This is a genomic window from Nocardia harenae NBRC 108248, assembly GCF_001612885.1.
In the GTDB taxonomy this organism is placed as follows: Bacteria; Actinomycetota; Actinomycetes; order Mycobacteriales; family Mycobacteriaceae; genus Nocardia; species Nocardia harenae.
The window spans coordinates 65,765-90,225 of the sequence record NZ_BDBH01000015.1; the positions used below are offsets into that span (position 1 = coordinate 65,765).

At 73.4% G+C, this 24,461-nt stretch carries 17 protein-coding genes; 7 read left to right on the top strand and 10 right to left on the bottom strand.

From position 1 onward, the window contains the following. Window positions 1-17: 17 nt before the first annotated feature. The 4 genes from narI to NH2_RS25875 are packed head-to-tail and all read right to left on the bottom strand — an operon-like array spanning window position 18 to window position 6,850. Window positions 18-752 carry a respiratory nitrate reductase subunit gamma gene (narI, locus tag NH2_RS25860; protein ID WP_067659806.1) on the bottom strand — a complete coding sequence of 245 codons (735 nt, stop codon included), beginning with the start codon at window positions 750-752 and terminating at the stop codon, window positions 18-20. Then, window positions 749-1,435 (bottom strand): nitrate reductase molybdenum cofactor assembly chaperone, encoded by a 687-nt coding sequence (gene narJ / locus NH2_RS25865; protein ID WP_067659809.1) that lies wholly within the window; start codon window positions 1,433-1,435, stop codon window positions 749-751. Before narJ ends, narI begins: the two co-directional genes overlap by 4 nt. Further along, entirely contained in the window at window positions 1,432-3,168 is a 1,737-nt protein-coding gene (gene narH / locus NH2_RS25870) for a nitrate reductase subunit beta (protein ID WP_245650779.1), read from the bottom strand. Before narH ends, narJ begins: the two co-directional genes overlap by 4 nt. Window positions 3,169-3,178: 10 nt before the next feature. Beyond that, complete coding sequence (locus tag NH2_RS25875) at window positions 3,179-6,850, bottom strand: nitrate reductase subunit alpha (RefSeq protein ID WP_245650764.1); 3,672 nt, start codon at window positions 6,848-6,850, stop codon at window positions 3,179-3,181. A 367-nt stretch (window positions 6,851-7,217) separates the two neighbouring features. Between NH2_RS25875 and NH2_RS25880 the strand changes: the two genes are divergently transcribed. From NH2_RS25880 to NH2_RS25890, 3 genes are all read left to right on the top strand, one after another. Next, the gene (locus NH2_RS25880) at window positions 7,218-8,003 is read left to right on the top strand and encodes a helix-turn-helix domain-containing protein (protein ID WP_084505896.1); all 786 of its coding nucleotides are present in this window, start codon (window positions 7,218-7,220) and stop codon (window positions 8,001-8,003) included. Between the two features lie 253 nt (window positions 8,004-8,256). Then, window positions 8,257-9,063, top strand: coding sequence for a helix-turn-helix transcriptional regulator (locus NH2_RS25885; RefSeq protein ID WP_245650765.1), 807 nt, complete (start codon window positions 8,257-8,259; stop codon window positions 9,061-9,063). A gap of 346 nt (window positions 9,064-9,409) precedes the next feature. Then, window positions 9,410-10,351, top strand: coding sequence for a hypothetical protein (locus NH2_RS25890; RefSeq protein ID WP_067659823.1), 942 nt, complete (start codon window positions 9,410-9,412; stop codon window positions 10,349-10,351). Between the two features lie 135 nt (window positions 10,352-10,486). Here the strand turns inward: NH2_RS25890 and NH2_RS25895 are convergent, their stop codons facing one another. The 4 genes from NH2_RS25895 to NH2_RS25910 form a co-directional block, all read right to left on the bottom strand. Further along, window positions 10,487-12,388, bottom strand: a complete 1,902-nt coding sequence (locus tag NH2_RS25895) for an NTP transferase domain-containing protein (protein WP_067659824.1) — start codon at window positions 12,386-12,388, stop codon at window positions 10,487-10,489. A gap of 10 nt (window positions 12,389-12,398) precedes the next feature. Beyond that, entirely contained in the window at window positions 12,399-13,133 is a 735-nt protein-coding gene (locus tag NH2_RS25900; RefSeq protein ID WP_067659826.1) for a VOC family protein, read from the bottom strand. Between the two features lie 243 nt (window positions 13,134-13,376). After that, on the bottom strand, window positions 13,377-13,682 hold the full coding sequence (locus NH2_RS25905) for an MGMT family protein (RefSeq protein WP_067659829.1): 306 nt from the start codon (window positions 13,680-13,682) through the stop codon (window positions 13,377-13,379). After that, a complete protein-coding gene (locus NH2_RS25910) occupies window positions 13,682-14,458 on the bottom strand; it encodes an alpha/beta hydrolase (RefSeq protein WP_067659832.1) in 777 nt (258 codons plus the stop codon). Before NH2_RS25910 ends, NH2_RS25905 begins: the two co-directional genes overlap by 1 nt. A 106-nt stretch (window positions 14,459-14,564) precedes the next feature. On the opposite strand from NH2_RS25910, the gene NH2_RS25915 reads away from it, so the two are divergent. Together NH2_RS25915 and NH2_RS25920 are read left to right on the top strand one after the other, a co-directional pair. Further along, window positions 14,565-18,065: an ATP-dependent helicase gene (locus NH2_RS25915; protein WP_439951788.1), complete on the top strand. Its 3,501-nt coding sequence runs from the start codon at window positions 14,565-14,567 to the stop codon at window positions 18,063-18,065. Continuing rightward, window positions 17,996-21,550 carry an ATP-dependent helicase gene (locus NH2_RS25920; RefSeq protein WP_084505897.1) on the top strand — a complete coding sequence of 1,185 codons (3,555 nt, stop codon included), beginning with the start codon at window positions 17,996-17,998 and terminating at the stop codon, window positions 21,548-21,550. Before NH2_RS25915 ends, NH2_RS25920 begins: the two co-directional genes overlap by 70 nt. 97 nt (window positions 21,551-21,647) lie before the next feature. On the opposite strand, the gene NH2_RS25925 is transcribed toward NH2_RS25920, so the two are convergent. Further along, complete coding sequence (locus NH2_RS25925; protein WP_067659835.1) at window positions 21,648-22,043, bottom strand: DoxX family protein; 396 nt, start codon at window positions 22,041-22,043, stop codon at window positions 21,648-21,650. A 144-nt stretch (window positions 22,044-22,187) separates the two neighbouring features. On the opposite strand from NH2_RS25925, the gene NH2_RS25930 reads away from it, so the two are divergent. Beyond that, entirely contained in the window at window positions 22,188-23,240 is a 1,053-nt protein-coding gene (locus tag NH2_RS25930) for a potassium channel family protein (RefSeq protein ID WP_067660155.1), read from the top strand. Between the two features lie 20 nt (window positions 23,241-23,260). Beyond that, on the top strand, window positions 23,261-24,160 hold the full coding sequence (gene nudC, locus NH2_RS25935) for an NAD(+) diphosphatase (RefSeq protein ID WP_067659838.1): 900 nt from the start codon (window positions 23,261-23,263) through the stop codon (window positions 24,158-24,160). A gap of 2 nt (window positions 24,161-24,162) precedes the next feature. Here nudC and NH2_RS25940 read toward each other — a convergent pair whose 3' ends face one another. Continuing rightward, window positions 24,163-24,396 carry a mycoredoxin gene (locus tag NH2_RS25940; protein WP_067660159.1) on the bottom strand — a complete coding sequence of 78 codons (234 nt, stop codon included), beginning with the start codon at window positions 24,394-24,396 and terminating at the stop codon, window positions 24,163-24,165. Window positions 24,397-24,461: the final 65 nt, after the last annotated feature.

A 24,461-nucleotide genomic window follows, 5' to 3' on the forward strand; every position in this document is an offset into this window, starting at 1 on the left:
AAGCAGCCCCGAATACCTCAGCGTGGCGGCAGTGCCGTGGACTCCCAGGCCCGCGCATACCGCCGCGTATCGGCGGCGTTCGTCTCCTTGCTCCGGTACACGATGTACGGCCGCGTGAGATACCCGATCGGCGCGCTGAACATGTGCACCAGCCGGGTGTACGGCCAGATCGCGACCAGAACGAGAACGAAGAGCCCGTGTGCCTGGAAGGTCCACGGCACCCCGACCATCAGCTCGGGTTGGGGATCGACGGTGAAGAGGCTGCGGAACCAGGGGGAGACGGTTTCGCGGTAGTTGTAGGTGCCCCAGAGGAGATTGCTGCCGACGGTGTTGAGGAGGCCGGTGATCAAAGCCCCGGCGAGCAGGAAATACATGACCTTGTCGGAGCGCGTGGTGGCCCGGCGCACGGCGGGGACGGTGAAGCGGCGGTAGAGCAGGATGCCGATCCCGGCGATCACGGCGAAGCCGGCGACGGAGCCCGCGCCGACGGCGACCACGTGGTACGTGTGGTGCGAGATGCCGATGGCATCGGTCCAGGACTGCGGGATGAGCACGCCGAGCACGTGCCCGCCGAAGACGCCGAGCATGCCGAAGTGGAACAGCGGGGAACCGAGCCGCAGCAGGCGGCTCTCGTGCAGCTGGGAGGAGCGGGTGGTCCAGCCGAACTGGTCGGTGCGGTACCGCCAGACGTGCCCGAGCAGGAACGACGTGAAGGCGATGTACGGCAGCGTCATCCAGATCATGGTGCTCATCGGCGGCCTTCCCCTCCGGAGGCGGTGAACAGGCTGGGGTCCATCGCGAACGGTTCGAGCCCGACGTCCTCGTCCGGCGGGCCCTGGGCGGCGAGTTCGGCGATGCGGCGGCGGTCGGCGGTGGTGAGCGGCGGGAGCGTGGCGGTCACCGCGCCGAGCACGGCGGCGTAGGGGGAGCCGGTGTCGGCGAGCGAGAGGCGGAGGAGTTCGATCACCGGGAGGTGCTCGCCGAGCAGGCGTTCGCCGCCGACGGGGTCGACGGTGGCGGCGAACTCCAGCAGCACCGGGAGGTGGTCGGGGAGTTCGCGTTCGTCGAGTTCGACGCCCGCGTGCTGATAGGCGTGCTTGAAGCGGAGCAGCGCCATGCCGCGCTTGCGGGTGTCGCCGTAGGCGTAGAAGGTGAGGTGCAGGCTGGCGCGTTTGCGCAGGTCGAAGGTTTCGACGTAGGTCGCGGCCAGGGAGATCTCGTCGGTGCCGCGGAGGTAGCCGACGAACTCGGTGAGCAACGGCCCGATGGGTCCGGGGAGCCGTTCGACGGCCGACGACACGGTGTCGAGGAGGGCGAGCGTTTCCCGCCCGGGATAGTCGAGCAGTAGCGCGGCCAGCCGCCAGACCAGCAGCCGATCCGCCTCGGGCAGCGCAACAGCGGGTTCCGGGCGACGGCGCAGTTTGAGCAGGCTCATCGAATCGCCGCCTCGTCGGCCGAGGCTGCGCCGGATCGGGTGGCGCCGTTGCCACCCGCCGTCGCGGCGCCGTTGCCGCGCCCCGCAGTCGCACCGTGCCCGGTGCCGTCACCGTTCGTCGTTCCGTTGCCGCCCGCCGCTTCGCCGATTCCGGCAGGCACCAGCCCGTCGGTGCTGCGACCGTCCCAGTTCAGCAGGTTGATCCGCCCCGACTTCTGCTCCGGCGCCGCCGAATTCGCATCCGTCAGATGGAACTTCTCCACCATCTGATCCAGCGCCGTCATCCCCGGCCCGCCATCCACATCCAGACTGCACCCGGTCGCCAGCGAATCCAGCTGGTGCGCCTCGGATCCCGCACCGCTGGGAATCACGTACCGGTGCTCGTACTTGGCGATGGCGAGCAGCCGATACATGGCCTCGATCTCCTCCGGCTCCAGCCGGATAGACGGCGCGATGGTGAGATCCGGCTCCTGCCCCAGGTTCACCGAGCGCATGAACGCCCGCATCCCGGCGAGCCGCCGCAGCGCCGCGCGCACCGGCCCGATCTCCCCGGCGGTGAAGAGCTCGGCCAGGTACTCCACCGGAATCCGCAGCGCGTCGATGGCGCCGAAGAGATTGCCCGCGTCCTCGCCGTCGTGCCCGGTCTCGCTGAGCACGTCGACCACGGGGGAGAGCGGCGGCACGTACCAGACCATGGGCATGGTCCGGTACTCCGGATGCAGCGGCAGCGCGATCTGATAGTCCACGATGAGCTTGTAGACCGGCGAATCCTGCGCCGCCTGAATCCATTCCGGCGAGATCCCGGCCCGCTCGGCCTCGGCGATCACCCGCGGGTCGTGCGGGTTGAGGAAGACCCCGAGCTGCGACGGGTACAGGTCGGCAACCTCGGTCACCGACGCCGCCTCGGCCACCTTGTCGGCGTCGTAGAGCATGACGCCGATGTAGCGCAGCCGCCCGACACACGTCTCGGAGCACACGGTCGGAATCCCGACCTCCACCCGCGGGTAACAGAACGTGCACTTCTCGGCCTTGCCGGTCTTGTGGTTGAAGTAGATCTTCTTGTACGGGCAGCCGGTGACGCACTGCCGCCAGCCGCGGCACTTGTCCTGGTCGACCAGGACGATGCCGTCCTCGGCGCGCTTGTAGATGGCGCCCGACGGGCAGGAAGCCGCGCAGGACGGGTTCAGGCAGTGCTCGCAGATGCGCGGCAGGTAGAACATGAAGGTCTGCTCGAACTCGAGCTTGACCTGCTCGGAGAGCTTGCCGAGCAGCGGGTCGCGGCCCACCTGCTCCGGCCCGGAGCCGAGGTCGTCGTCCCAGTTCGCGCCCCAGGTGACCTGGGTGTCCTCGCCGGTGATCAGCGACTTCGGCCTGGCCACCGGCACGGTGTCCGACGCCGGTGCGGAGAGCAGGTTGTCGTAGTCGTAGCTCCACGGCTCGTAGTAGTCCGAGACGGTGGGCAGCTCCGGGTTGGCGAAGATGTTCAGCAGCCGCTTGAGCCGGGAGCCGGATTTCAAGGTGAGCTTGCCGCGCTTGTTCAGCGTCCAGCCGCCCTTCCAGCGCTCCTGGTCCTGGTACTGCCGCGGGTACCCCTGGCCGGGGCGGGTCTCGACATTGTTGAACCAGACGTACTCGGTGCCGCCCCGGTTGGTCCACGCCTGCTTGCAGGTGACGCTGCAGGTGTGGCAGCCGATGCACTTGTCCAGGTTCATCACCATGGCGAGCTGGGCCATGACACGCATATCAGTACTCGACTTCCTGCGAGCGGCGACGAATCGTGGTGACCTCGTCGCGCTGATTTCCGGTGGGGCCGTGGTAGTTCAGCGCGAAGGACTGCTGCGCGTACCCGCCGATGAGGTGCGATGGCTTGATCATGATCCGGGTGAGCGCGTTGTGGATGCCGCCGCGCTTGCCCTTGCCCTTGAAGTCGGCGGCGCCGGTGCCCTCGATCCGCGGCACGTCCACCGCGCGGTCTTGCGCGTGGTACATGAAGACGGTGCCCTCGGGCATCCGGTGGCTCACGATGGCGCGCGCCACCACGACGCCGTTGCGGTTCACCGCCTCGATCCAGTCGTTGTCCGCCACCCCGATCTTGGCCGCGTCCTTCTCCGACATCCAGATCGACTGCCCGCCCCGGCTCAGCGTGAGCATGTGCAGGTTGTCCTGGTAGGCGGAGTGGATGGACCACTTGGAGTGCGGGGTCAGGTAGCGCACGGTGACGCCGCGCTCGCTGACGCTGCCGATGCCGGGCTCGGCGAAGAGCGCCGACATGTCCAGCGGCGGCCGGAAGACCGGGAGCTGCTCGCCGAGCTCGATCATCCAGTCGTGGTCGAGGTAGAAGTGCTGCCTGCCGGTGAGCGTGTGCCAGGGCTTGAGCCGCTCGACGTTGATGGTGAACGGCGAGTAGCGGCGGCCGCCGGTCTCGCTGCCCGACCACTCCGGCGAGGTGATCACCGGCACCGGGCGGGCCTGGGTATCGGCGAAGGTGATCCGCTTGCCCTCGTGCTCGCGGGCCAGGTCGGCGAGCTCGGTGCCGGTGCGCCGCTCCAGCGCCTCGAACCCCTCGACCGCGAGCCGGCCGTTGGTGGTGCCGGAGAGCGCCAGGATGGCCTCGGCGGCGTGCGTGTCCTTGGCCAGCGAGGGCCTGCCCTGCGCGATCCCGGAGACCACGGTGCCATTGGTCCCGGCGAGGTAGCGCACCTCGGGCTCCGGGTAGGTGGTGACGCCCTTGGTGGTGGTGCCCAGCGTCTCGACCAGCGGGCCGAGCGCCGCCATCTTCTCCGCCAGCCGCGGGTAGTCGCGCTCCACCTCGACCAGCTTGGGCATGGTGCGGCCGGGGATCGGCTCGCACTCGCCCGCCTTCCAGTCCAGCACCTTGCCGCCGGCCTGGGCCAGCGCGTCCGGGGAGTCGTGCTGCAGCGGCACCGCGACGATGTCCTTGCGCACGCCGAGGTGCTTCTCCGCGAGCCAGGAGAAGCCGCGGGCGATCCGGTGGAACGCCTCGAAATCGGTCTTCGCCTCCCAGGGCGGCGAGATGGCCGGGGAGAAGGCGTGCACGAAGGGGTGCATGTCGGTGGAGGAGAGGTCGTGCTTCTCGTACCAGGTGGCGGCGGGCAGCACGATATCGCTGAACAGCGTGGTACTCGTCATCCGGAAGTCCAGCGAGAGCAGCAGGTCCAGCTTGCCGGTGGCGGCCTCGTCGCGCCAGACCAGCTCCTGCGGCCGGACCCCCGGGGTGTCGTCGGTCTGCAGGTTGGAGTCGGTGCCGAGCAGGTGCCGGTGGAAGTACTCGTTGCCCTTGCCGGAGGAGCCGAGCAGATTGGCCCGCCAGACCGTGAGGCAGCGCGGGAAGTTCTCCGGGGCGTCCGGGTCCTCGCAGGCGAAGCGGAGGGCGTCGGATTTCAGCTCGTCCACGATGTATTCGGCGGCGGGCTTGCCCGCCTCGGCGGCCTGATCGGCGAGGTCGAGCGGGTTGCGGTCGAAGGTAGGGTAGCTCGGCATCCAGCCGAGGCGGGTGGCGAGCGCGATATTGTCCGCCGCGGTGCGGCCGGCGAAGCGGCCGGTTCCCAGCGGCGACGCGAAGCTCTCGGCGGTGAAGGGGTCGTAGCGCCACTGGTCGTTGCTCAGGTACCAGAAGACGGTGCCCTGCATCTGCCGCGGCGGGCGCTGCCAGTCCAGCCCGAAGGCCAGCGTGGACCAGCCGGTCACCGGGCGGCACTTCTCCTGCCCGACGTAGTGCGCCCAGCCGCCGCCGTTCACCCCCTGGCAGCCGGTGAGCAGCGTCAGGGTGAAGAACGAGCGGTAGATCTGGTCGGAGTGGAACCAGTGGTTGGTGCCCGCGCCCATGAGGATCATGGAGCGGCCGCCCGACTTCTCGGCGTTGTCGGCGAACTCGCGCGCGATCCGCTCGGCCTGCACGGCGGGGACGCCGGTGATGCGCTCCTGCCAGGCCGGGGTGTACGGCCGCTCGGGGTCGTCGTAGCCGGTGGGCCAGTCGCCCGGCAGCCCGTCGCGCCCGACCCCGTACTGGGCGAGCAGCAGGTCGAAGACGGTGGTCACCCGCTTGCCCGCGACCTCGCGGGTGGGCACCCCGCGCAGCAGCACCTCGGGCGAGTCGGCGTCGAAGCGCGGTAGCCGGATGGTCGCCGGTTCGCCGCCGAGCAGGGTGAGCAGCGGGCGGGTGTCGCCGAGGTCGAGGTTCCAGTGGCCCGCGTCGGCGGCGTTGAAGCGGTGGCCGAGCGCGCCGTTCGGCACCACCGGCGCGCCGCCCTCGTCCAGCAGCACCGGCTTGTGCGCGGCGCCCTCGCCGGATTCGCCCAGGTCGGCCGCGGTGAGGAACTTGCCGGGGAGCTCGCCGTCCAGGCAGACCAGGTACGGCAGGTCGGTGTACCTCGTGACGTACTCGTGGAACCGCTCGGTGCGCCGCTCGGCGAAGAACTCGCGCAGGATCACGTGGCCCATGGCCATGGCGAGCGCGGCGTCGGTGCCCGGCCGGGCGGGCACCCACTCGTCGGCGAACTTGGTGTTGTCGGCGTAGTCCGGCGAGACCACGATGACCTTCTGGCCGCGGTAGCGGGCCTCGGTCATGTAGTGCGCGTCCGGGGTCCTGGTCACCGGGACGTTCGAGCCCCACATGATGAGGTAGCTCGCGTCGAACCAGTCCGCCGACTCCGGCACGTCGGTCTGGTCGCCGAAGACCTGCGGCGAGGCGACCGGCAGGTCCGCGTACCAGTCGTAGAAGGAGAGCATGGAGCCGCCGAGCAGCGAGATGAACCTGGCCCCGGCGGCATGGCTGACCATGGACATGGCCGGGATCGGGGAGAACCCGGCGACCCGGTCCGGCCCGTACTGCTTGACCGTGTGCACGTGCGCGGCGGCCGCGATCTCGGCCGCCTCCCACCACTCGGCCCGGACGAAGCCGCCCTTGCCGCGCGCCGCCTTGTACCGCTTCGCCTTCGCCGGATCCTCGACCACATCGGCCCAGGCCAGCACCGGATCCTTGAGCCGCTCCTTGGCCTCCCGGTACAGCTCGAGCAGCACCCCGCGCACGTAGGGGTAGCGCACCCGCGCGGGGGAGTAGGTGTACCAGGAGAAGGAGGCCCCGCGCGGGCAGCCGCGCGGCTCGTACTCCGGCTTGTCCGCGCCGACCGAGGGGTAGTCGGTCTGCTGCGACTCCCAGGTGATCACGCCGTCCTTGACGTAGATCTTCCAGGAGCACGAGCCGGTGCAGTTCACCCCGTGCGTGGAGCGCACCACCTTGTCGTGCGACCAGCGGTCCCGGTAGAACTCGTCGGCCGAGCGCCCGCCCACCCGGTGCACGCTGCGCAGATCGTCCGAGGTCTCGTCGCGCCGGAAGTAGCGCCCGAGCCGGAGCAGCGCGTCACCCGGATCCTGCGTTTCTCGCGTATCGGCCACCACCCGAGGGTAAATAGGCATCGTCGCAGGTCAAAACGGTTGACTCACAGCCCGCTTCGGCTCGGGGTGAGCTGTGAGGGGGCCGCAACACCCCGGTCACGGAGCTCCGCGATCACCAGGCGGAACGGGCGCGGCAGCGGCCGCGGTGATGGTTCGGAAACCGCCGCTTCTCCGGCGGTTTACATTTGTTTACACAGCGGGCGCCGGAGCGGTAGGTAAAGAATCGATAAAGTTTCGTGGCTCCGCGCGCTGTTTCCGCCCGGATCGCTGAGCATGGGGCAACACAGGATCGGCCTGGCACCGCGGCCGACGCGTCGATGGAGCTCCGCCGGTTCGCGGTGTACGACAGCGCAGGGAGTGGTGTGCCGTGCCGGATGGTGTGCTGGAAGCTCGCGACCGCCTCGACGTGGTGCCCCCGACCTTCGGGGGCACGCTGCGCCGCATTCGTGACGACCGCGGCGTCTCCAGGGAGAAGCTGGCCTTCGCCGCCGGGGTGAGCGCCAGCTACATCGCGCACCTGGAGAGCGGGGAGCGCGAGCACCCCACCCGCTCGGTGGTCGACGCGCTGCTCCGCTACCTGGACCGGGTGGTCCGGCTGCCCGCCGACGACCGCAGGCACCTGTTCGAACTGGCCGGGCTGGCCGTCACCGAGGTGCCGACCGTCGACGAGCTGCGCGCCGGGATCGGCCCGGCCATGCGCCGCGGCCTGAGCCTGCACGAACCGAACCCGGCCGGGTTCTTCGACGCGCGCTGGAACCTGCTCGCGGTGAACCGGGTGGCCGCGGCGATGTTCCCCGGGCTGGCCGAGGGCGGGAACATGCTGCACTGGATGTTCGGCGACCCGTCCGCCCGCCGGGCACTGCCGGACTGGGAGCGGGTCACCGCGCTCAGCGTCGCCAACCTGCGCGGCCGGATCGGCAGGCCGGGCGAGGCGGCGTGGGCGGGCGCGCTGCTGGCCGAGCTGAGCCACTACCCGGAGTTCCGGAGGCTCTGGAGCACCGGCGCCATCTCCTACGGCGGCGACCTCCCGATGCTGCGCTTCCACGACGCCGCCGCGGGCGCCCCCTGCCTGCTGGAGTTCCAGGTCTACGAGGTCGACTCCGGCGTGCACCCGGGGTGGATCCGCTTCTTCCTCGGCTTCCGGAGCAGCTGAGCGCGTCCGCGCAGAGGACGATCGGCAGGGCCGAAGGTCCTCACTTCGCCGGGCCGACCGGCGCTGGTCAATTCACCGGTAATCCGTCGTTTAATATCGGCTCAGCGTGCTCGACGGGGTGGGCCGCCGATATGGCACTCGCTGTGGGAAATGTCTCGCACCGTCACGCCGCTTCGGTTTGCCGCCGGAAAGCCGGGCCGCGTGTGATCAACTACGGTGCTGCGTCGGATGGCGAATCGGGAGCGGGGTTGCTGTGGCACGCAAGACACCCGGATCGGGTGCGGAGGGGCAGCTACGGCTGCCGACGCTCGGGGGATTGCTCCGGGAGTTGCGGGACAGCCGCCGGATCTCCAGGGAAAAGCTCGCCTTCGCGGCGGGCGTGAGCGCCAGCTACATCACGCACCTGGAGAACGGCGACCGCGATCGCCCCACCAAGCCGGTGCTCGCGGCGCTCATCGCGTACCTGGACCGGATCGAGGTGCTCGGCGACGACGAGCGCAGGCACCTGCTCGAACTCGCCGGGCTGGAGCACGCCGAGCTACCGGAGGCGGCCACCCTGCGGGCCGCCATCACCACTGACATGCACCGCACGCTGGCCATGCAGGAGCCCAACCTCGCGGCCTACCTCGACATCCGCTGGAATGTCCTGGCCTGCAACGATGCCTACCGCAGCGCCTTTCCGGGGGTGGTGGAGAACGGCAATGTGCTGCGCTGGTTCTTCGCCGACCCGGCGGCGGCGAGGGTGGTGCTGGAGTGGGAGGACGAAGCCATGCTCGCGGTGCAGTCGCTGCGCGCCGCGATCGGCCGCTACGCTGAATCGGACTGGGCGGTCGGCTTTCTCGCCGAGCTGGCCGAGTTCCCGGAATTCCGCAGGTTGTGGGAGCGCGGCGGCGCCTCGTACGGGCGCGAGCGGCTCGCCATGTACCTGCGCGACCCGCGGACCGGGGTGCCGCAGCACATCGCGGTGCAGACCTTCCGGCTCGATGCCGGGCCGTACCCGGGCTTCGTGCAGTACTTCCTCGGTATGCGGGTGCGCCGAGAAGGCCGGGCAATCGGGTGATTTCGATTAACTAGAAGTTAGCTAGGACGTTGCGCTGGGGGCGCTGTCCGCCTCTGCGCTGAGGTCACGTGGTTCGCTGTGCGCGCTTCGGAGCGAATGCCGAGATTTTGCCCGACCACGATCGATTCTGCCTGCGGTTCAGTGGAATCCGGTGTGTCACTGCCGGGTGTATGTACAGCAAGGGGTTTGCCGGATCAACGGCGATTCATGGACATCTCCCTGTCCGCGTCGGTAGACCTGACTCGAGACAATTCAGCTCGAGTGGGCGAGACGTATTCCGGAGCAGGGATCCGATGGTTCGTATCGAACCGGACCGGAATCGTCGACCGCGGGGAAGTGAGCCGGAATGGTGCAGCGTTTCGAGTCCGTACCGCATATCTCGCTGGCGGCCGTCGGCGACGGCAGCTCCGGCACCTTCGCGGTGTGCGGGGAGGAGGGCAACGCGCTGTGGTACGGGCCGTTCGGCGCCGACGACCCGGACCACCCGCGCGGTGACCGGCTGGCCGCCGCGACGGCCGCCGCAGCCCGCGCGGTCTGGCTGGCGGGCCGGGCCCGCACCGACGCCGGGCTGGACGAGGCCACCCTGCATCTCTGCGTCATCGACCCCGACATCGACGCGACCGCACTGGCCTGCGCGGCCTCCCTGGCCGGGCTGGCGCTGGATCTGATCGTCACCGACGACAATCCCGCTCTCGACTGGTGCCACGCCCACGGGCGGCTGAACTGGCGCTCCGGCATCCTGGACGACCTCATCGACGACTGCGAACCCGCGGCGCTCGACGATGCCGCCGACCCCGCCAGCACCGCCAGGCTCGTGCACCGACAACTCCATACGGCCCCTGAGGAAAGGCTTGCCACCATGTACCACGCCACCGCCGACCGACCGGATTCCTTCGACCCCATCGACGAGAGCGTCGAGCTGCGCGCCGCGCTGGAGGCGCTGCTGCTGCACGACGCGGTCGGGCTGGACGCCAAGATGCGGCACGCGATCGCCGCGGTGGTCCACCTCGCCGTCGACACCCCGCACGGCCCGCCGGAGGACGCCATCGAGTTCCTCGGCAGGCTGGACGCGGCCTGGCTGATCGCCGCCTGGCAGGAGCAGGACACCGAGCTCTCGCTGATCGCCACCCTGGCCGCGGGCGAGGTGCCCGCGCTCTCCTGGTGCGAGCTCATGTTCACCACCGCGCTCGCGCCCTGGTCGACCAGCCCGGTCGCGCTGCACGCGCGCCGCATCTTCGCCACCGACCGCTCCGGGCGGCAGGTGACGCTGCGCGCGCACGGCGCGTAGCCCGGGGCAGCGCGAGCTCGCCGAACTGCGCGATCCAGCGGTGCGGTGGGCGCGGGACGTTCGGTGGCGAGCGGGGTGTCGCGGCGCACCGCCGGGGCCAGGTTCAGGGCGCGCTGCTGATTCGCCCGGCCCGGATCAGCCGGGGAGCGCGAGGAATTCGACGAGCGCGCCGTCGGCGGCGCCTGCCGGGACGACCACCAGCCCGTCCCGGCCGACCAGCCCGCCGAGGTGCGCGGTGCGGACGGCAGGGTCGCCGCGGAAGCCGCCCTCCGGTGCGTGCCTGGCCGGGACGACGCGCGGGACCGGGCCCGCGATCTCGGCGGCATTGTGCAGCGGGCCGCGGAGTGCCGTGGCCGGGGTGGCGCCGGTGCGGCCGGCGACGATGGCTTCGGCAAGGGCGAGCAGGGTCGCCACGGCGGCGTAGGGGTTGCCGGGCAGCCCGAGAACGGTGGTGCGTGCTGATGTTTCGGCGACAACGGTGGAGCCGCCGGGGCGGAGCCGGAGGCGCGGGACGAGGATGCGGGCACCGGATCGGGTGATCGCGCCGCGCAGCTGGTCGGCGGCGCCGCCGCCGGTGGCGCCGACCACCACCAGCAGGTCGCGGTCGTGCGCGGCGTCGAGGACGGCGTCGAAGCCGTGCGCGGTATCGCGCAGGTGCACGCGGTCGAGCGCGGTGATGCCGCAGGCCGCGAGGAGGTCGGGCAGGATCGGGCCGATGGAGTCCCTGGTCTGCCCGGCGTGCAGGGGGCCGTCGGCGCGAATCTCATCGCCGGTCATGATGATCCGGGCGCGCACCGGGCCGCGCACAGCGGCGGTGGTGACCTCGACCGAGGCGGCGGCCGAGATCAGTGCGGTGGTGACCGGGGTGCCCGCCGGGGCGATCTCGGCGCCGAGCGCGCGGTCCTCGCCCTGCCTGCGGATGTCGTCGCGGAGCGGGGAGTCGGGGAGCAGCGCGAGGATTGCCGTGGCCGGGGCCCGCTCGCCGAGCGGCGGCTCGGTCTGTCCGGTGCCGGCGGCCGGCCCCGGACCTTCCGCGTTCACGGATGCGCCCGAGCTCGAACCGTCCGCGCGGGCTGGTGCGGCCGGCCCCGGATCTTCCCCGCGGGCGGGGGTGCCCGAGCCGGGCAGGAGCGTCGCGAATTCGTCGCGGACGACGCGCGTGGTTCCGTCGGGGAGGTGCGCGCCGGTGGCGATCCGCACCGCCTCGCCCGGCTCCAGCCCGGCCGGGCGCTCGCCGCCCGCGTACCCGATATCGCGGCGGATGCGCCACGGGCCGGGGCCCGCGACGGCGTAGCCGTCCATGGCGGAGACGTCGAAGCGGGGGAGCGGGCCCGCGGCGTGCAGCGGCTCGGCGAGCGCGGCGCCGCGGGCGTCGGCGAGCGCGGTGGTGCGGGCGGGCAGCGGGGTGAGGCCGGTGCGCAGGGCGGCGCGGGCGTCGTCGAGGGTGTCGCCGAGGACGGTGCGGGCGCGCAGCACCTGCTCGGCGGTGTCGCAGTCGTCGGTGCCCGGCAGCTCCAGCACCGCGCTCGCGGCCGGGACCAGCGCCTTCATCGGGTGGTTCACCGGGGAGCCGAGCGCGGCCAGCGCGGAGTCGAGCGCGCCGCGCCGCCACACCCCGATCAGGTACTGCGGGCGGCCGTCCCGGTCCGCCGCGAAGGCGGCGTCGGCCGTGCCGAGGTGGTCGATCAGGCGCCGCATGGTGTCGGCGGTGAGGAAGGGGAGGTCGGCGGCGAGCACCACCACCAGCGGCGACGGCTCCGCGCCGAGCGCGTCCAGCCCGGCGGCGAGCGCCGCGACCGGACCGGAGCCGGGCGGCTCCTCCCTGGTCTGCCGGACGTCAGGGCCCAGCTCGGCGCGCTCGGGGCCGACCACCGCGACCCGCGCGCACCCGGCGACCGCGGCCAGCGCGGCGTCGAGCAGCGAGCGCCCGCCGACCACGATGCCCGGCTTGTCCACCCCGCCCATCCGGCTCGCCCTGCCGCCCGCCAGCACGACGGCGTCGGCCCGCTCCAGCGGCGGTGCGGCGCGGTTCCCCATGCGGGCGATGCTAGTTCGTCGGCTGCCCGCGCTCGGCGTCGACCAGACAGAACGGATTGTGGCCGGGGTCGGTGAAGCGGGTGCCGCCGCACGGGTTCGGCCCCGGCCGAGGGACGGCTCCCGCGGCGGTGAGCCGTTCGGCCGCGGTGCTTGGGGTGCGGGTGCCGAGCTCCAGGTGCAGCCGGTCGTCGCCGGGGCCGGGGTGCGGGATGAACTCCAGCCAGGAGCCCAGCTCGGTGGGGGAGCGCAGCCCCGCCACGGTGCCCTCGCGCACGATCGGCCACCCCGATGCCGCCGACCAGAACGCCGCCAGCCGGGCCGGTGCCGCGGCGCCGACCACCACCGCGGCCAGCGCGCCGGTGCCCGCGTACTCCGGGCGCGGCTCCAGCACGCAGAATTCGTTGCCCTCCGGGTCGGCGAGCACCACCCACGGCACCGCGCCCTGGCCGATATCCAGGTGCCTGCCGCCGAGATCGAGGGCCCGGCGGACGCGGGCCTCCTGCTGGCGCGGGCCGTGCGAGGCGAGGTCGAGGTGCAGGCGGTTGGGGGTGGTGTGCGCGGTGGCGTCCGGCGGTCCGGGGCGGAAGGTGAGTGCCGGGCCGGGGAGGCCGGGGTCGGGCGGGGCGATATCGACCCGGTCCGCGCGGTCGAGGGTCACGGTCCAGCCGAGCAGCCCGGCCCAGAACTCCGCGAGCGCCCGCGGGCGCTGCGCGCGGACCGCGACGTACACCAGGCGGGTGGACATGGTTCCCACGGTAGCCCGCAGCTCTCGGCCCACGGGCCCGAACCGCGCGGTTCCGGCCCGTGGCATGTGGCGCCGCTCGAATGGTGCGCGACGGCGGTGGTGCCGGTCGGTCCGGCAGGGCCGCGGTTGGCGTCGATCGGACGCTCTGGGCGGCGCTCCCGCCCGCGCGTACCCGCAGCGAGCACGATCAGCGCGGCCGCCTTGGCCAGCAGGCGCTCCCGCCCGCGGGTACCCGCGGACTCCTCAGTCGAGTTCGGCGAAGGGGTGGCGGACCTCCCGCAACCGGACTCGCCCGTCGACGATCGGCACCCCCTCGGCGGCGAGCAGCCGCAACTGCCGCTCGGCGAGATGCGCCGCCGGACGCCCGCTCGCCCCGAGCACCCGATGCCAGGGCAGATCACCGGAGTCGGTGCGCATGATCCAGCCGACCGTGCGCGCACTGGCCAGCCCCGCCGCCGCGGCCAGATCGCCGTAGGTGGTCACCCGCCCGGCGGGCACCGCCGCCACCAGTGCCCGCACCCGCTCGATCTGCTCGTCGCCGGTCGCCACTACAGCACCGAGCGGATGAGCGCCGCCGTCTCGGCGGGCAGCTCCTGCGCCACCATGTGATCGCAATCCCACTGCAGCAGCCGGAAATTCGACCCGAGCCGCTCGGAGATCGCGGCCAGGAACTCGGTCGTCAGGAACGGCGGCCGCACCCGCATGGCCTGCACCAGCACCGTCGGCAGCTCCGCGGGCGGAAGCACGTACCCGCGCGCCAGCTGCCCCCAGTACGAGTTCACCGCCGGAATGCTCATCCGCCACCCCACCTGCCCGTTCGCCGTCGGTACCAGGTGCTCGTCCAGCTCCGCCTCCAGCAGCCGCGGCTCCACCGGGCCCCACCCGGTCTCCTGCTTGTCCCGGCGCGCCTGCGCCACACTGTCGTAGTCGGGGTGGGCCAGCGAGGAGAGCGCGATGTCGAGCATCCGCTCCGGCTCCAGCCCGATCGCCGAGTCCAGCAGCACCAGACTGCGCACCAGGTCCGGGCGTCGGTGCGCGAGGTGCAGCGCGCAGGCCCCGCCGAACGAGTGCCCCACCAGCACCACGGGTCCGGCGTCCTCCGCCTCCAGCAGCGCGACCAGATCGGCGACGACGGTCTCGAAGTTCCACGGCGGCAGCCCGGTGGAGCGGCCGTGCCCGCGCAGGTCCGGCGCCAGCACCCTGGCCTCGGGCAGGTGCTCGGCGGCGAGCGCCTCCCAGCGTTTGCCGTGCCCGGTCACGCCGTGCAGCGCGAGGACGGCCGGGCCGGTCTCCGGACCGAAGCGATGGACGTGCAGATCGGACATTCGACTATTTTGCCGGGTGTCGAACGGCGGTGTCGCGGCGGACGCCGCCGCGGAGCTGTCGGGGGCGTCTGTTGCAATAGCCGGCGTGGTGCGATCGGATAGCGCGGTGCGGCTCGTTCGCCGGCGGATAACCGCGCCCCGGATCCCCGTCCGGGGCGCCGAGGTGCGCGCGCTCTTCGCGGCCGAGGACGCAGGCCCGGTCCGGCCCGGGTGGCGGCCGTGGCAGGTGCTCGGCGGGCCGGGCACGGGGAAGACCACGCTGCTGGTGGAGTACGCGGCGGAGCGGATCGCGGCCGGCGTCGACCCGGGATCGGTGCTTGTCGTCACCTACTCCAAGGAGGCGGCGAACACGCTGCGCGACGCCGTCACCGCCCGGCTGCGCCCCGAGGGCGCCGAGGAGGGCGGGGTGCCCGGCGCCAGCCGCGAGCCGCTGGCCCGCACCCTGCACTCCTACGCCTTCGCCATCCTGCGCAGGCACGCCACCAGGCACGGCAACCCGCCGCCCCGGTTGCTCACCGGTGCCGAGCAGGATGCCGTCGTCCGGGAGCTGCTGCAGGGCGACCTACTCGACATGGCCGCGGGGGCGCGGCTCTGGCCGCAGCGGTTGCAGCCCGCGCTCGGCCTGGCCGGCTTCGCCGACCAGCTGCGCGACCTCATGCTGCGCGCCACCGAGCGCGGGCTCGGGCCGGAGGACCTGGTCCGGCTCGGGCGCGAGCACGAGCGCGAGGAGTGGGTCGCGGCAGGGCGGTTCGCCCGCCGGTTCGAGGAGTCGCTGCTGCTGCGCTGGTCGGTGGGGGTGGAGGCGCCGGAGGCGAGCGCGCCCGCGCTGGACGCCGCCGAGCTCGTCGGCGCCGCGCTGGACGCGCTCGCCGCCGATCCCGAGCTGCTCGCCGAGGAGCGCGCGCGCATCCGCTACCTGCTCGTCGACGACGCGCAGCACCTGGACCCGCAGGCCGCCCTTCTGGTCCGCGCCATCGGCGCCGGGTCGGCGACCACCGTGCTGGCGGGCGACCCCGACCAGGCCGTCTTCACCTTCCGCGGCGCCGACCCCGCCTTCGTCACCGACCCGGGCGCCCCCGCCGACCGCCGCATCCTGCTGCGCCGCAACCACCGCACCGACGGCGCGATCGAGGTCGCGGTCGCCCGTATCGCCGGGCGGTTGCCGGGGAATCCGCCGCACCGCGTGGTCGAGTCGGCGCTGCACGCGGGGGAGGCGCAGGCCGAGCCCGACGGCGATCCGCCCGGCGCCGTCGCGCCGGCGGACCCGCCCCCCGCCGAGGTGCGGGTGCGGGTGCTCTCGACCCCGGCGAAGGAGGCGGCGCTCGTCGCCGACCACCTGCGCCGGGCGCACCTGAGCGACGGCGTCCCGTGGTCGCGCATGGCGGTGATCCTGCGCTCGGTGCCCGCCTCGCTGGCCCCGCTGCGCCGCGCCCTGCTCGCGGCAGGCGTCCCGGTGCACCAGCCCGCGCCGGACGTCCCGCTGGCGCGCAGGCGCGGTGCCGCCTGGCTGCTGCTCGCGGTCCGCGCCCTGCTCGCCGGCGACGAGACCCGCCGCGGCCCGGACGGCTCCACCGCCCAGCTCTTCGAGCCGGAGGACGCGCTCGACCTGCTGGCGGGCCCGCTCGGCGGCGCCGACCAGATCGCGCTGCGCCGGCTTCGCCGCGGCATCCGCCGCGCCGCGCTGGAGCGCGAACCCGACCCGGACGACCGCTCCTCCGCGGAGGCGCTGCGCGACATCATCGTCGGCACCGGCGACACCGCCCTGCTCGACCGGCTCACCGAGGTCGAGTCCGCCCCGCTGCGCCGCACCCTCGCCGCCCTGAAGCGCGGCCGGGCCGCCCGCCGCCGCGGCGGCGCCGTCGAGGACGTGCTGTGGGCGCTGTGGACCGGCTCCCGGCTGGAGCGCCGCTGGGTCGCGCAGTCCGCGCGCGGCGGCGCCGTCGGCATGCAGGCCGACCGCGACCTGGACGCCGCGGTCGGGATCTTCGACGCGGCCGCCGCCTACGTCGACCGGCTGCCCGGCGCCGGGCTGGAGGGGTTCGTCGAGTACGTCCGGCAGCAGGAGATCCCGCAGGAGTTCTCCGCGCCGATAGCCCCCGGCGACGCCGTCGAGCTGCTCAGCGCGCACGCCGCCGCCGGCCGCGAGTGGGACGTGGTCGCGGTGGCCGCGGTGCAGGAGGGGCTCTGGCCCAACCCGCGCCCGCGCGGCACCCTGCTGCACACCGAGGATCTGGTCGACCTGTACGGCGGCGTCTCCGGCGCGGGCGAGCGGGTCAGCAGGGCCGCGCCGATCCTGGCCGAGGAGCGCAGGCTGCTGCTCGTCGCGTGCAGCAGGGCGCGGCGCTCGCTGCTGGTGACGGCGGTCGAATCGGTCACCGGCGACCGGGATCTGGTGCCGTCGCGCTTCCTCACCGAGCTGCTCGGGCACACCGATGACGGCGAGCCGGGGGTGCTCCCGGTGGCCGACCCGGGCCGGGCGCTGGTACTGCACGCGCTCGTCGCCGAGCTGCGCGGCGTGGTCTGCGACCCGGAGGCGGAGGCGGAACGGCGCGACCGGGCCGCGCACCAGCTGGCCCGGCTGGCCGCCGCCGGGGTGCGCGGCACGCACCCGGACGAGTGGTACGGCACCGGCGCGCCGAGCACCGCGGAGCCGCTCTGGGCCGACGACGGCGCCCCGGTGAACCTCTCGCCCTCCACCGTCGAGCTGCTGCGCACCTGCCCGCTACGCTGGGCGCTGGAGCGCAACGGCGGCAGCGACGGCGAGAACCCGTACGCGCTCAAGGGGAACCTGGTGCACACCCTGGTGCAGGCGCTGGCCGGGAAGGTGCCGGAGGAGCGGGTGCGGGACGCGCTGTACGAGGCGTGGGCCAATGTCGAGCCGGGCAGCGGCTGGCACTCGCGCCAGGAGCTGCGCCGCACCGAGGGCATGCTGGAGAACTTCCTGGCCTGGTTCCGCGCCACCCGCGCCGAGCTCACCCAGGCCGGGGTGGAGATCGCCGTCGACTGCCTGCTGCCCGCCCGCGCCGACGGTGAGCCGCCGGTGCGCATCCGCGGCCGGGTGGACCGGCTGGAGCGCGATGCCGACGGGCGCTTCGTCATCGTCGACGTCAAGACCGGCAAGAGCCCGGTCACCAAGCAGGCCGCCGCCGACCACGCCCAGCTCGCCACCTACCAGGTCGCCGTCGCCGCGGGCGCCGTCGACGCCGCCCTGGCCGCCGCTGCCGTCGCCGAGCCGGGCGACTCGGCGCAGCCCCCGGGCGACTCGGCGCAGCCCCCGGGCGACATGGCGCAGCCCCCGGCCGCTTCCGGCGGTGCGGGGACGCCCGGTGGCGGCGCCGACTCCGACTCCGGCTCCGAACCGCAACCCCCCGGCGGCGCCCGCCTGGTGTACGTCGCCGTCCCGAACACCAAGCAGGGCGCGGCCGAACGCGCCCAGCCCCCGCTGACCGACGAGGCGCTCGAGGACTGGCGCGATACCGTGCACGATGCGGCGGGCGCGACGAAAGGCCCCGGCTTCCGCGCCGTCCGCAACGAGGGATGCAGGCACTGCCCGGTCACCGGGTGCTGCCCGACGCGCGACACGGGGAGGCAGGTGACCGACGAGTGAGCGCCCCCGGCGCGTTCCCCGGCCCGGCCGTGACCCCGCACGAACTCGCCGACGCCCTCGGCCTCCCACTGCCGACCGACGAGCAGGCCGCCGTCATCGCGGCCGACCCCGGCCCCGCGCTCGTGGTCGCGGGCGCGGGCGCGGGCAAGACCGAGACCATGGCGGCCAGGGTGGTCTGGATGGTCGCCAATCGCCTGGTCGCCCCGGACCAGGTGCTCGGGCTGACCTTCACCCGCAAGGCCGCCCAGCAGCTCACCGCCAGGATCCGCACCCGGCTGGCCCGGCTCGCGGGCGCTCCCCTGCTCCGCGACCTCGACCCCGGCGGCGAGCTGCGCACCCTGCTGGCCGGCGCCGAGCCGGAGATCAGCACCTACCACTCGTACGCGGGCAGGCTGCTCACCGAGCACGGCCTGCTGCTCCCGGTCGAGCCCTCCGCCACACTGCTCACCGAGACCCAGCTCTGGCAGCTCGCGCACCAGGTGGTGCGCGGCTGGGAGGGCGAGCTGGACACCGACCGCACCCCGGTCTCGGTGACCGAGGCGGTGCTCGCGCTGAGCGGCCAGCTCGCCGAGCACCTGGTGGAGCCGGAGCAGCTGGCCGAGGCGCACACCGAGCTGGAGAAGCTGGTCTTCACGCTGCCCGCGGGGCCGCGGCAGCGGGGCGGCCCGAGCAAGGGGCTGCAGGACATCGTCGCCGTACAGCGCGAGCGGGTCGGGCTGCTCCCGCTGGTGCGCCAGCTGGCGGAGGCGCTGCGCCGCCGCGGCGCGCTCGACTTCGGCTCGCAGATGTCGCTCGCCGCCCGGCTCGCCGCGGAGCACCCCGAGGTCGGCGCCGCCGAGCGGGACCGCTTCCGGCTGGTGCTGCTCGACGAGTACCAGGACACCGGCCACGCCCAGCGCATCCTGCTCGCGGCGCTCTTCGGCGGCGACCGCGCCGAGCGGGCCACCGACCGGCTCCCGCTCGCGGTGACCGCCGTCGGCGACCCCATGCAGTCCATCTACGGCTGGCGCGGCGCCTCCGCCGCCAATCTGCCGCGTTTCACCACCGACTTCCCCGCCGCCCCCGGCCGCCCCGCCCCGACGCTCTCGCTGCTCACCAGCTGGCGCAACCCGCCGGAGCCGCTGGTGCTGGCGAACCTGGTCTCGGAGCCGCTGCGGCGCAGGGCGATCGACGCGGGCGGCGTCACCGTCGCACAGCTGCGCGCGGCCCCGCACGCCGGGCCGGGCGCGGTCGCGCTCGCCCTCACCGAGACCGTCACCGCCGAGCGCGACTGGGTCGCCGATCGGGTGGCCGCGGAGTGGCTGGCCAAGCGCGCGGCGGGTGAGCCGCCGCCGACCTCGGCGGTACTGGTCCGCCGCAATGCCGATGCCGCGCCGCTGGCCGAGGCGCTGCGCGAGCGCGACCTGCCGGTGGAGATCGTCGGGCTCGGCGGGCTGCTCGCCGCCCCCGAGGTCGCCGACGTGGTCGCCACGCTGCGGCTGATCGCGGAGCCGGGCGCGGGCAGCGCCGCGCTGCGGGTGCTCACCGGCGCCCGCTGGCAGCTCGGCATCGCCGACGTCGCCGCGCTGGCAAGGCGCGCCCGCGAGCTCTCCATCGCCCGCCGCCCGGACGAGGCGGCCGGCGAGATCACCGACGCCGCCGGGCTCGCCGCCGCGTTGCGCGACGTGGCGCCGGAGCCCGCCGAGCAGGCCGGGCTGGCCGACGCCATCGCCGATCCCGGTGCCGCCGAGCACTACTCGGAGCCGGGCTACGCCCGGATCACCGCGCTGGCCAGGGAGCTGGCGGCGCTGCGCGAGCGGGCCGGGCAGCCGCTCACCGAGCTGGTCGCCGACGTCGAGCGCACCATCGGCGTCGCGGTGGAGACCCAGGCCAGGCGGGCCATGCTCGGCGCGGGCGCGGGCCGCGAGCACCTGGACGCCTTCGCCGACGTGGTCTCCGGCTACGCCGCCGACTCCGATGCCACGCTGGCCGGGCTGCTCGCCTTCCTCACCGCGGCCGAGTCGGTGGAGAACGGGCTGGAGCCCGGTGAGATCGAGGTGGCCAGGGACCGGGTGCAGATCCTCACCGTGCACGCCGCCAAGGGGCTGGAGTGGGAGGTGGTCGCGGTGCCGCACGTCGCGGCGGGCGTCTTCCCCTCCGGCACCGGCAATTCCACCTGGCTCGGCGCCCCCGCCGAGCTCCCCACCGCGCTGCGCGGCGACCGGGCCACCGCCGACTCGGTGGAGGGCGTCCCGGTGCTCGACCTGCTCGAGCTCGGCGACCGCGCCGACCTGGACCGGGCCATCGGCGAGCACCGGGAGGCGCTCGGCGCGCGCAGGCTGGACGAGGAGCGGCGGCTCTTCTACGTCGCGCTCACCCGCACCGAGCGGGTGCTGCTGGTCTCCGGCTTCTGGTGGGCCGAGACCGGCTCGAAACCCAAGGGCCCCTCGGACTTCCTGCTCGAACTGCGCGAGGCGGGCGAGCAGACCGAAGGCCTGCTCGAGCTCGCGCACTGGGCCGATCCACCCGCGGACGGCGCCGAGAACCCGCTCACCGACGAGCCGATCGGCGCCGACTGGCCGCGCGACCCGCTCGGGCACCGCCGCGCCGCGGTGACCGGCGGGGCCGAGCGGGTGCGCGACGCGCTGGCCCGGCTGCGCGCCGACGATGCCGATCATGCGGTCCCCCCTGGATCGTCGAGCCCGGACGAGCCAAGTGTGGCAGCGGGGTCCGACACCGAACCCGATCCGGACGGCTGGGCCGAGGACGTGGACGCGCTGCTCGCCGAGATCGCCGCCGAGCGCGAGACGGGGGAGCGGGAGGTCGAGCTGCCCGGCCGGATCCCGGCCACCGCGCTGGTCGACCTGCGCGCCGACCCGGCCGCGCTGGCGGCCCGGCTGCGCAGGCCGCTGCCCTACCCGCCGAACCCGATGGCGCGCCGCGGCACCGCCTTCCACGCCTGGGTGCAGCGCTGGTTCGCCGCCGACCAGCTGCCCGGGCTGGACGAGCTGCCCGGCGCCGCCGACGCGGGCGCCGCGGGCCAGGACGTCGAGCTCGTCCGCATGCAGGACCGCTTCCTCGGCTCGACCTGGGCCAACCGCACCCCGATCGACGTCGAGATCCCCTTCGAGACCACCATCGCGGGCACCGTGGTGCGCGGCCGGATGGACGCGGTCTTCGCCGACGCGGACGGCTGGACCGTGGTCGACTGGAAGACCGGCGCCGAGCCGGACACCGCCGACGAGCCCGCGCTGGCCATGCAGCTCGCGGTCTACCGCGTCGCCTGGGCCCGGCTCATGGCCGCGCGCACCGGCTCCTCGGAGGCCGAGCTGCTCGGCAAGGTCACCGCCGCGTTCTACTACGTCCGCACCGGCCGCACCGTCGCCCCCACCGGCTTGGCCGGCCCCGAAGAGCTCGCGGAACTGGTCCGCGCGGCCGCACCCGCCCGCGACGGCGACGCCCCGGGCGCGACCGGGGAGTGGCTCGCGGACGACCCGGAAGCCTGACACCCGGCGCTCGCCCTGGCGGCTGGGCAGCAGCGGCCCCGCGGTGCCCCTCGCCCGCTGCGGCGAACCGCGCGCCGACCGGCCTGGCGGGCGGAGCTCAGCCCCGCGCCCTGCGGCTCACCGAGAGCGCCGTCGTGATCATCGGAATCTGCAGCGGCAGCCGCAGCAGCGACCCGAGCTTGAACAGCGGCGACGTCTTGGGATTGGTCGTCACATCCACCGCCATCTGCACATTCGCCGGAAACACCGCCAGGAACAGCAGCGCGGCGAGCTTCCCGCCGACCCCCCTGGTCCGCGGCACCACCAGGGTGCCCGCCACGGCGAGCTCGGCGACCCCGGAGGCGTAGGTGTAGGTGCGCGCCTGCCCCGGCAGCACCGGCGGCACGATGGAATCGAAGAACTTGGGGGTGACGAAGTGCATCACACCCGCGCCCGCGAGCCCGGCCGCGAGCAGCAGCGCGGGACGGCGGGCGGGGTCGGTGGTGGTTGCCATATCTCACCCTGACATTCGCCCCCCGTTCGCGTCGAGCCCCGACGCCGCTCCCGGCATCGGTTAGGCTGCCGTCTCGTGCCGGAGGAAGAGGCTGGGCTCCGCGAGGATCGGCTCGGCGAACGAAGCGGGCGGGTCTTCGCCGATCTGCGATTGCGGCCGCGCGCCGTCGGGCTGACCGGGCGCCCGGACTTCGCGCTCGTCGGCGTGCTGCGCATCCCGGAGATCCAGGCCAGCCCGTGGATCTCGCTCACCCGCCGGGTGCTGTTCGCGATCTTCCTGCTCTTCTTCGCCGCCTTCGTGGTCTGGCTCGGCCGGGACGGCTACCGCGACAACTCCGGCGACGAGCTCTCCTTCCTCGACGCGTTCTACTACGCCACCGTCTCGCTCTCGACTACCGGCTACGGCGATATCGCCCCGATCTCGCCGGACGCCAGGCTGGTCAACATCATCGTCATCACCCCGCTGCGGGTCCTCTTCCTCATCGTGCTGGTCGGCACCACCCTCGGCGTGCTGACCGAGCGATCCCGGCAGGCGTTCAAGATTCAGCGTTGGAGGCACCGCGTGCGCAATCACACCGTCGTCGTCGGCTACGGCACCAAGGGCCGCACGGCGATCGACGCCATGCTCGGCGACAATGTCCAGCCCGGCGACGTCGTCGTGGTCGACACCGATCTCACGGCGCTGGAGGCCGCGGCCAATGCCGGGCTGGTGACCGTGCACGGCTCGGCCACCCAGTCCGACGTGCTGCGCCTGGCCGGGCTGCAGAACGCTGCCTCGGTGGTGGTCGCGACCAACCGCGACGACACCGCGGTGCTGGTCACGCTCACCGCGCGCGAGCTGAACAAGAAGGCCAAGATCGTGGTCGCCATCCGCGAGGCGGAGAACATCCACCTGCTGCGCCAGTCCGGCGCGGACTCGGTGGTCGTCTCCTCGGAGACCGCGGGCCGGCTGCTCGGCATCGCCACCACCACCCCCTCGGTGGTGGAGATGATGGAGGACCTGCTCACCCCCGAGCACGGCTTCGCCGTCGCCGAGCGCGAGGTGGAGCTCTCCGAGGTGGGCGGCTCGCCGCGGCACCTCAGCGATATCGTGCTCGGCGTGGTGCGCGGCGGCGACCTGATCCGGGTGGGCGAGCCGGAGGTGGACGCGATCGAGGCAGGCGACAAGCTGCTCTACATCAAACGCGTCGCCAAATAGCCGCGCGCTAGGCTCGACGGGTGTCTTTCACGCTCAAGGACGTTCCGCTGCTGTCGCGCTCCACGATCGATCGGGCCGAGCACATCAGGGCCGACGAACAGGCGCTGAAGGAGGGGTGGGCGCAGGCCAGGCTGCTGCACGTGGACCGGCGCGGCCGATTCCGCCGCGCCGAGGGTGCGCTGGTGCTCGAGCCCGCCCTCGACTACTCCGCCGAGCCGAGCCCGAACGCCGTTTTCCTCGGCACCGACCCCGACGGCAGGCACCTCTGGGCGATCCGGGAGCCCGAACTCGCGGGCGACCTGACCGACCTGCGCGCCCTCGCCGGTGATCTGGACGATTACACCGCGGGCATCCTCACCGCGGCCATGGCCCTGCTGAACTGGCACGACAAGGCCGGATTCAGCGGCGTCGACGGGGTCGCGACGGCCGCGAGCAAGGGCGGCTGGTCCCGCACCACCGAGGCCGGGCACGAGGAGTTCCCGCGCATCGACCCCGCGGTGATCTGCCTCATCCACGACGGCGCCGACCGGGTGCTGCTCGCCCGCCAGCACAGCTGGCCGACCACCCTGTTCTCGCTGCTCGCCGGGTTCGTGGAGGCGGGCGAGTCGCTGGAGCGCTGCGTCGAGCGGGAGATGCTGGAGGAGGTGGGCGTGCACGTGCGCGACATCACCTACCTGGGCAGCCAGCCCTGGCCGTTCCCGCGCTCGCTCATGCTCGGCTTCGCCGCCGTCGGCGACCCCGACGAGGAGCTGGTCTTCTCGGACGGCGAGATCGCCGAGGCGCACTGGTTCACCCGCGCGGAGGTCAGGGCCGCCCTGGAGCAGGGCGACTGGTCCGCACGGGAGAGCGGCTCCCGGCTGCTGCTGCCGAGCACCATCTCCATCGCCCGCACCATCGTGGAGTCGTGGGCGGGCGTGTAGCGCTACGAGGAGATGCCGGACAGGATCTTCTTGACGTCGGCGAGCGTCGGGTTGGTGGCGGTGGAGCCGTCGGCGAACTTCACCGTCGGCACCACGTGGTTGCCGTTGTTGACGCTGCCGACGAACTCGGCGGAGGCCGGATCCTGCTCGATGTCGACCTCGGCGTAGGTGATGCCGTTCTCGTCCAGCTGCTTCTTCAGCCTGCGGCAGTAGCCGCACCAGGTGGTCGAGTACATGGTCAGCTGCGGGGTTGCGTCACTCACGACCGGAACAACGCGGCCGCGGCCGAACCTGTTCCCGC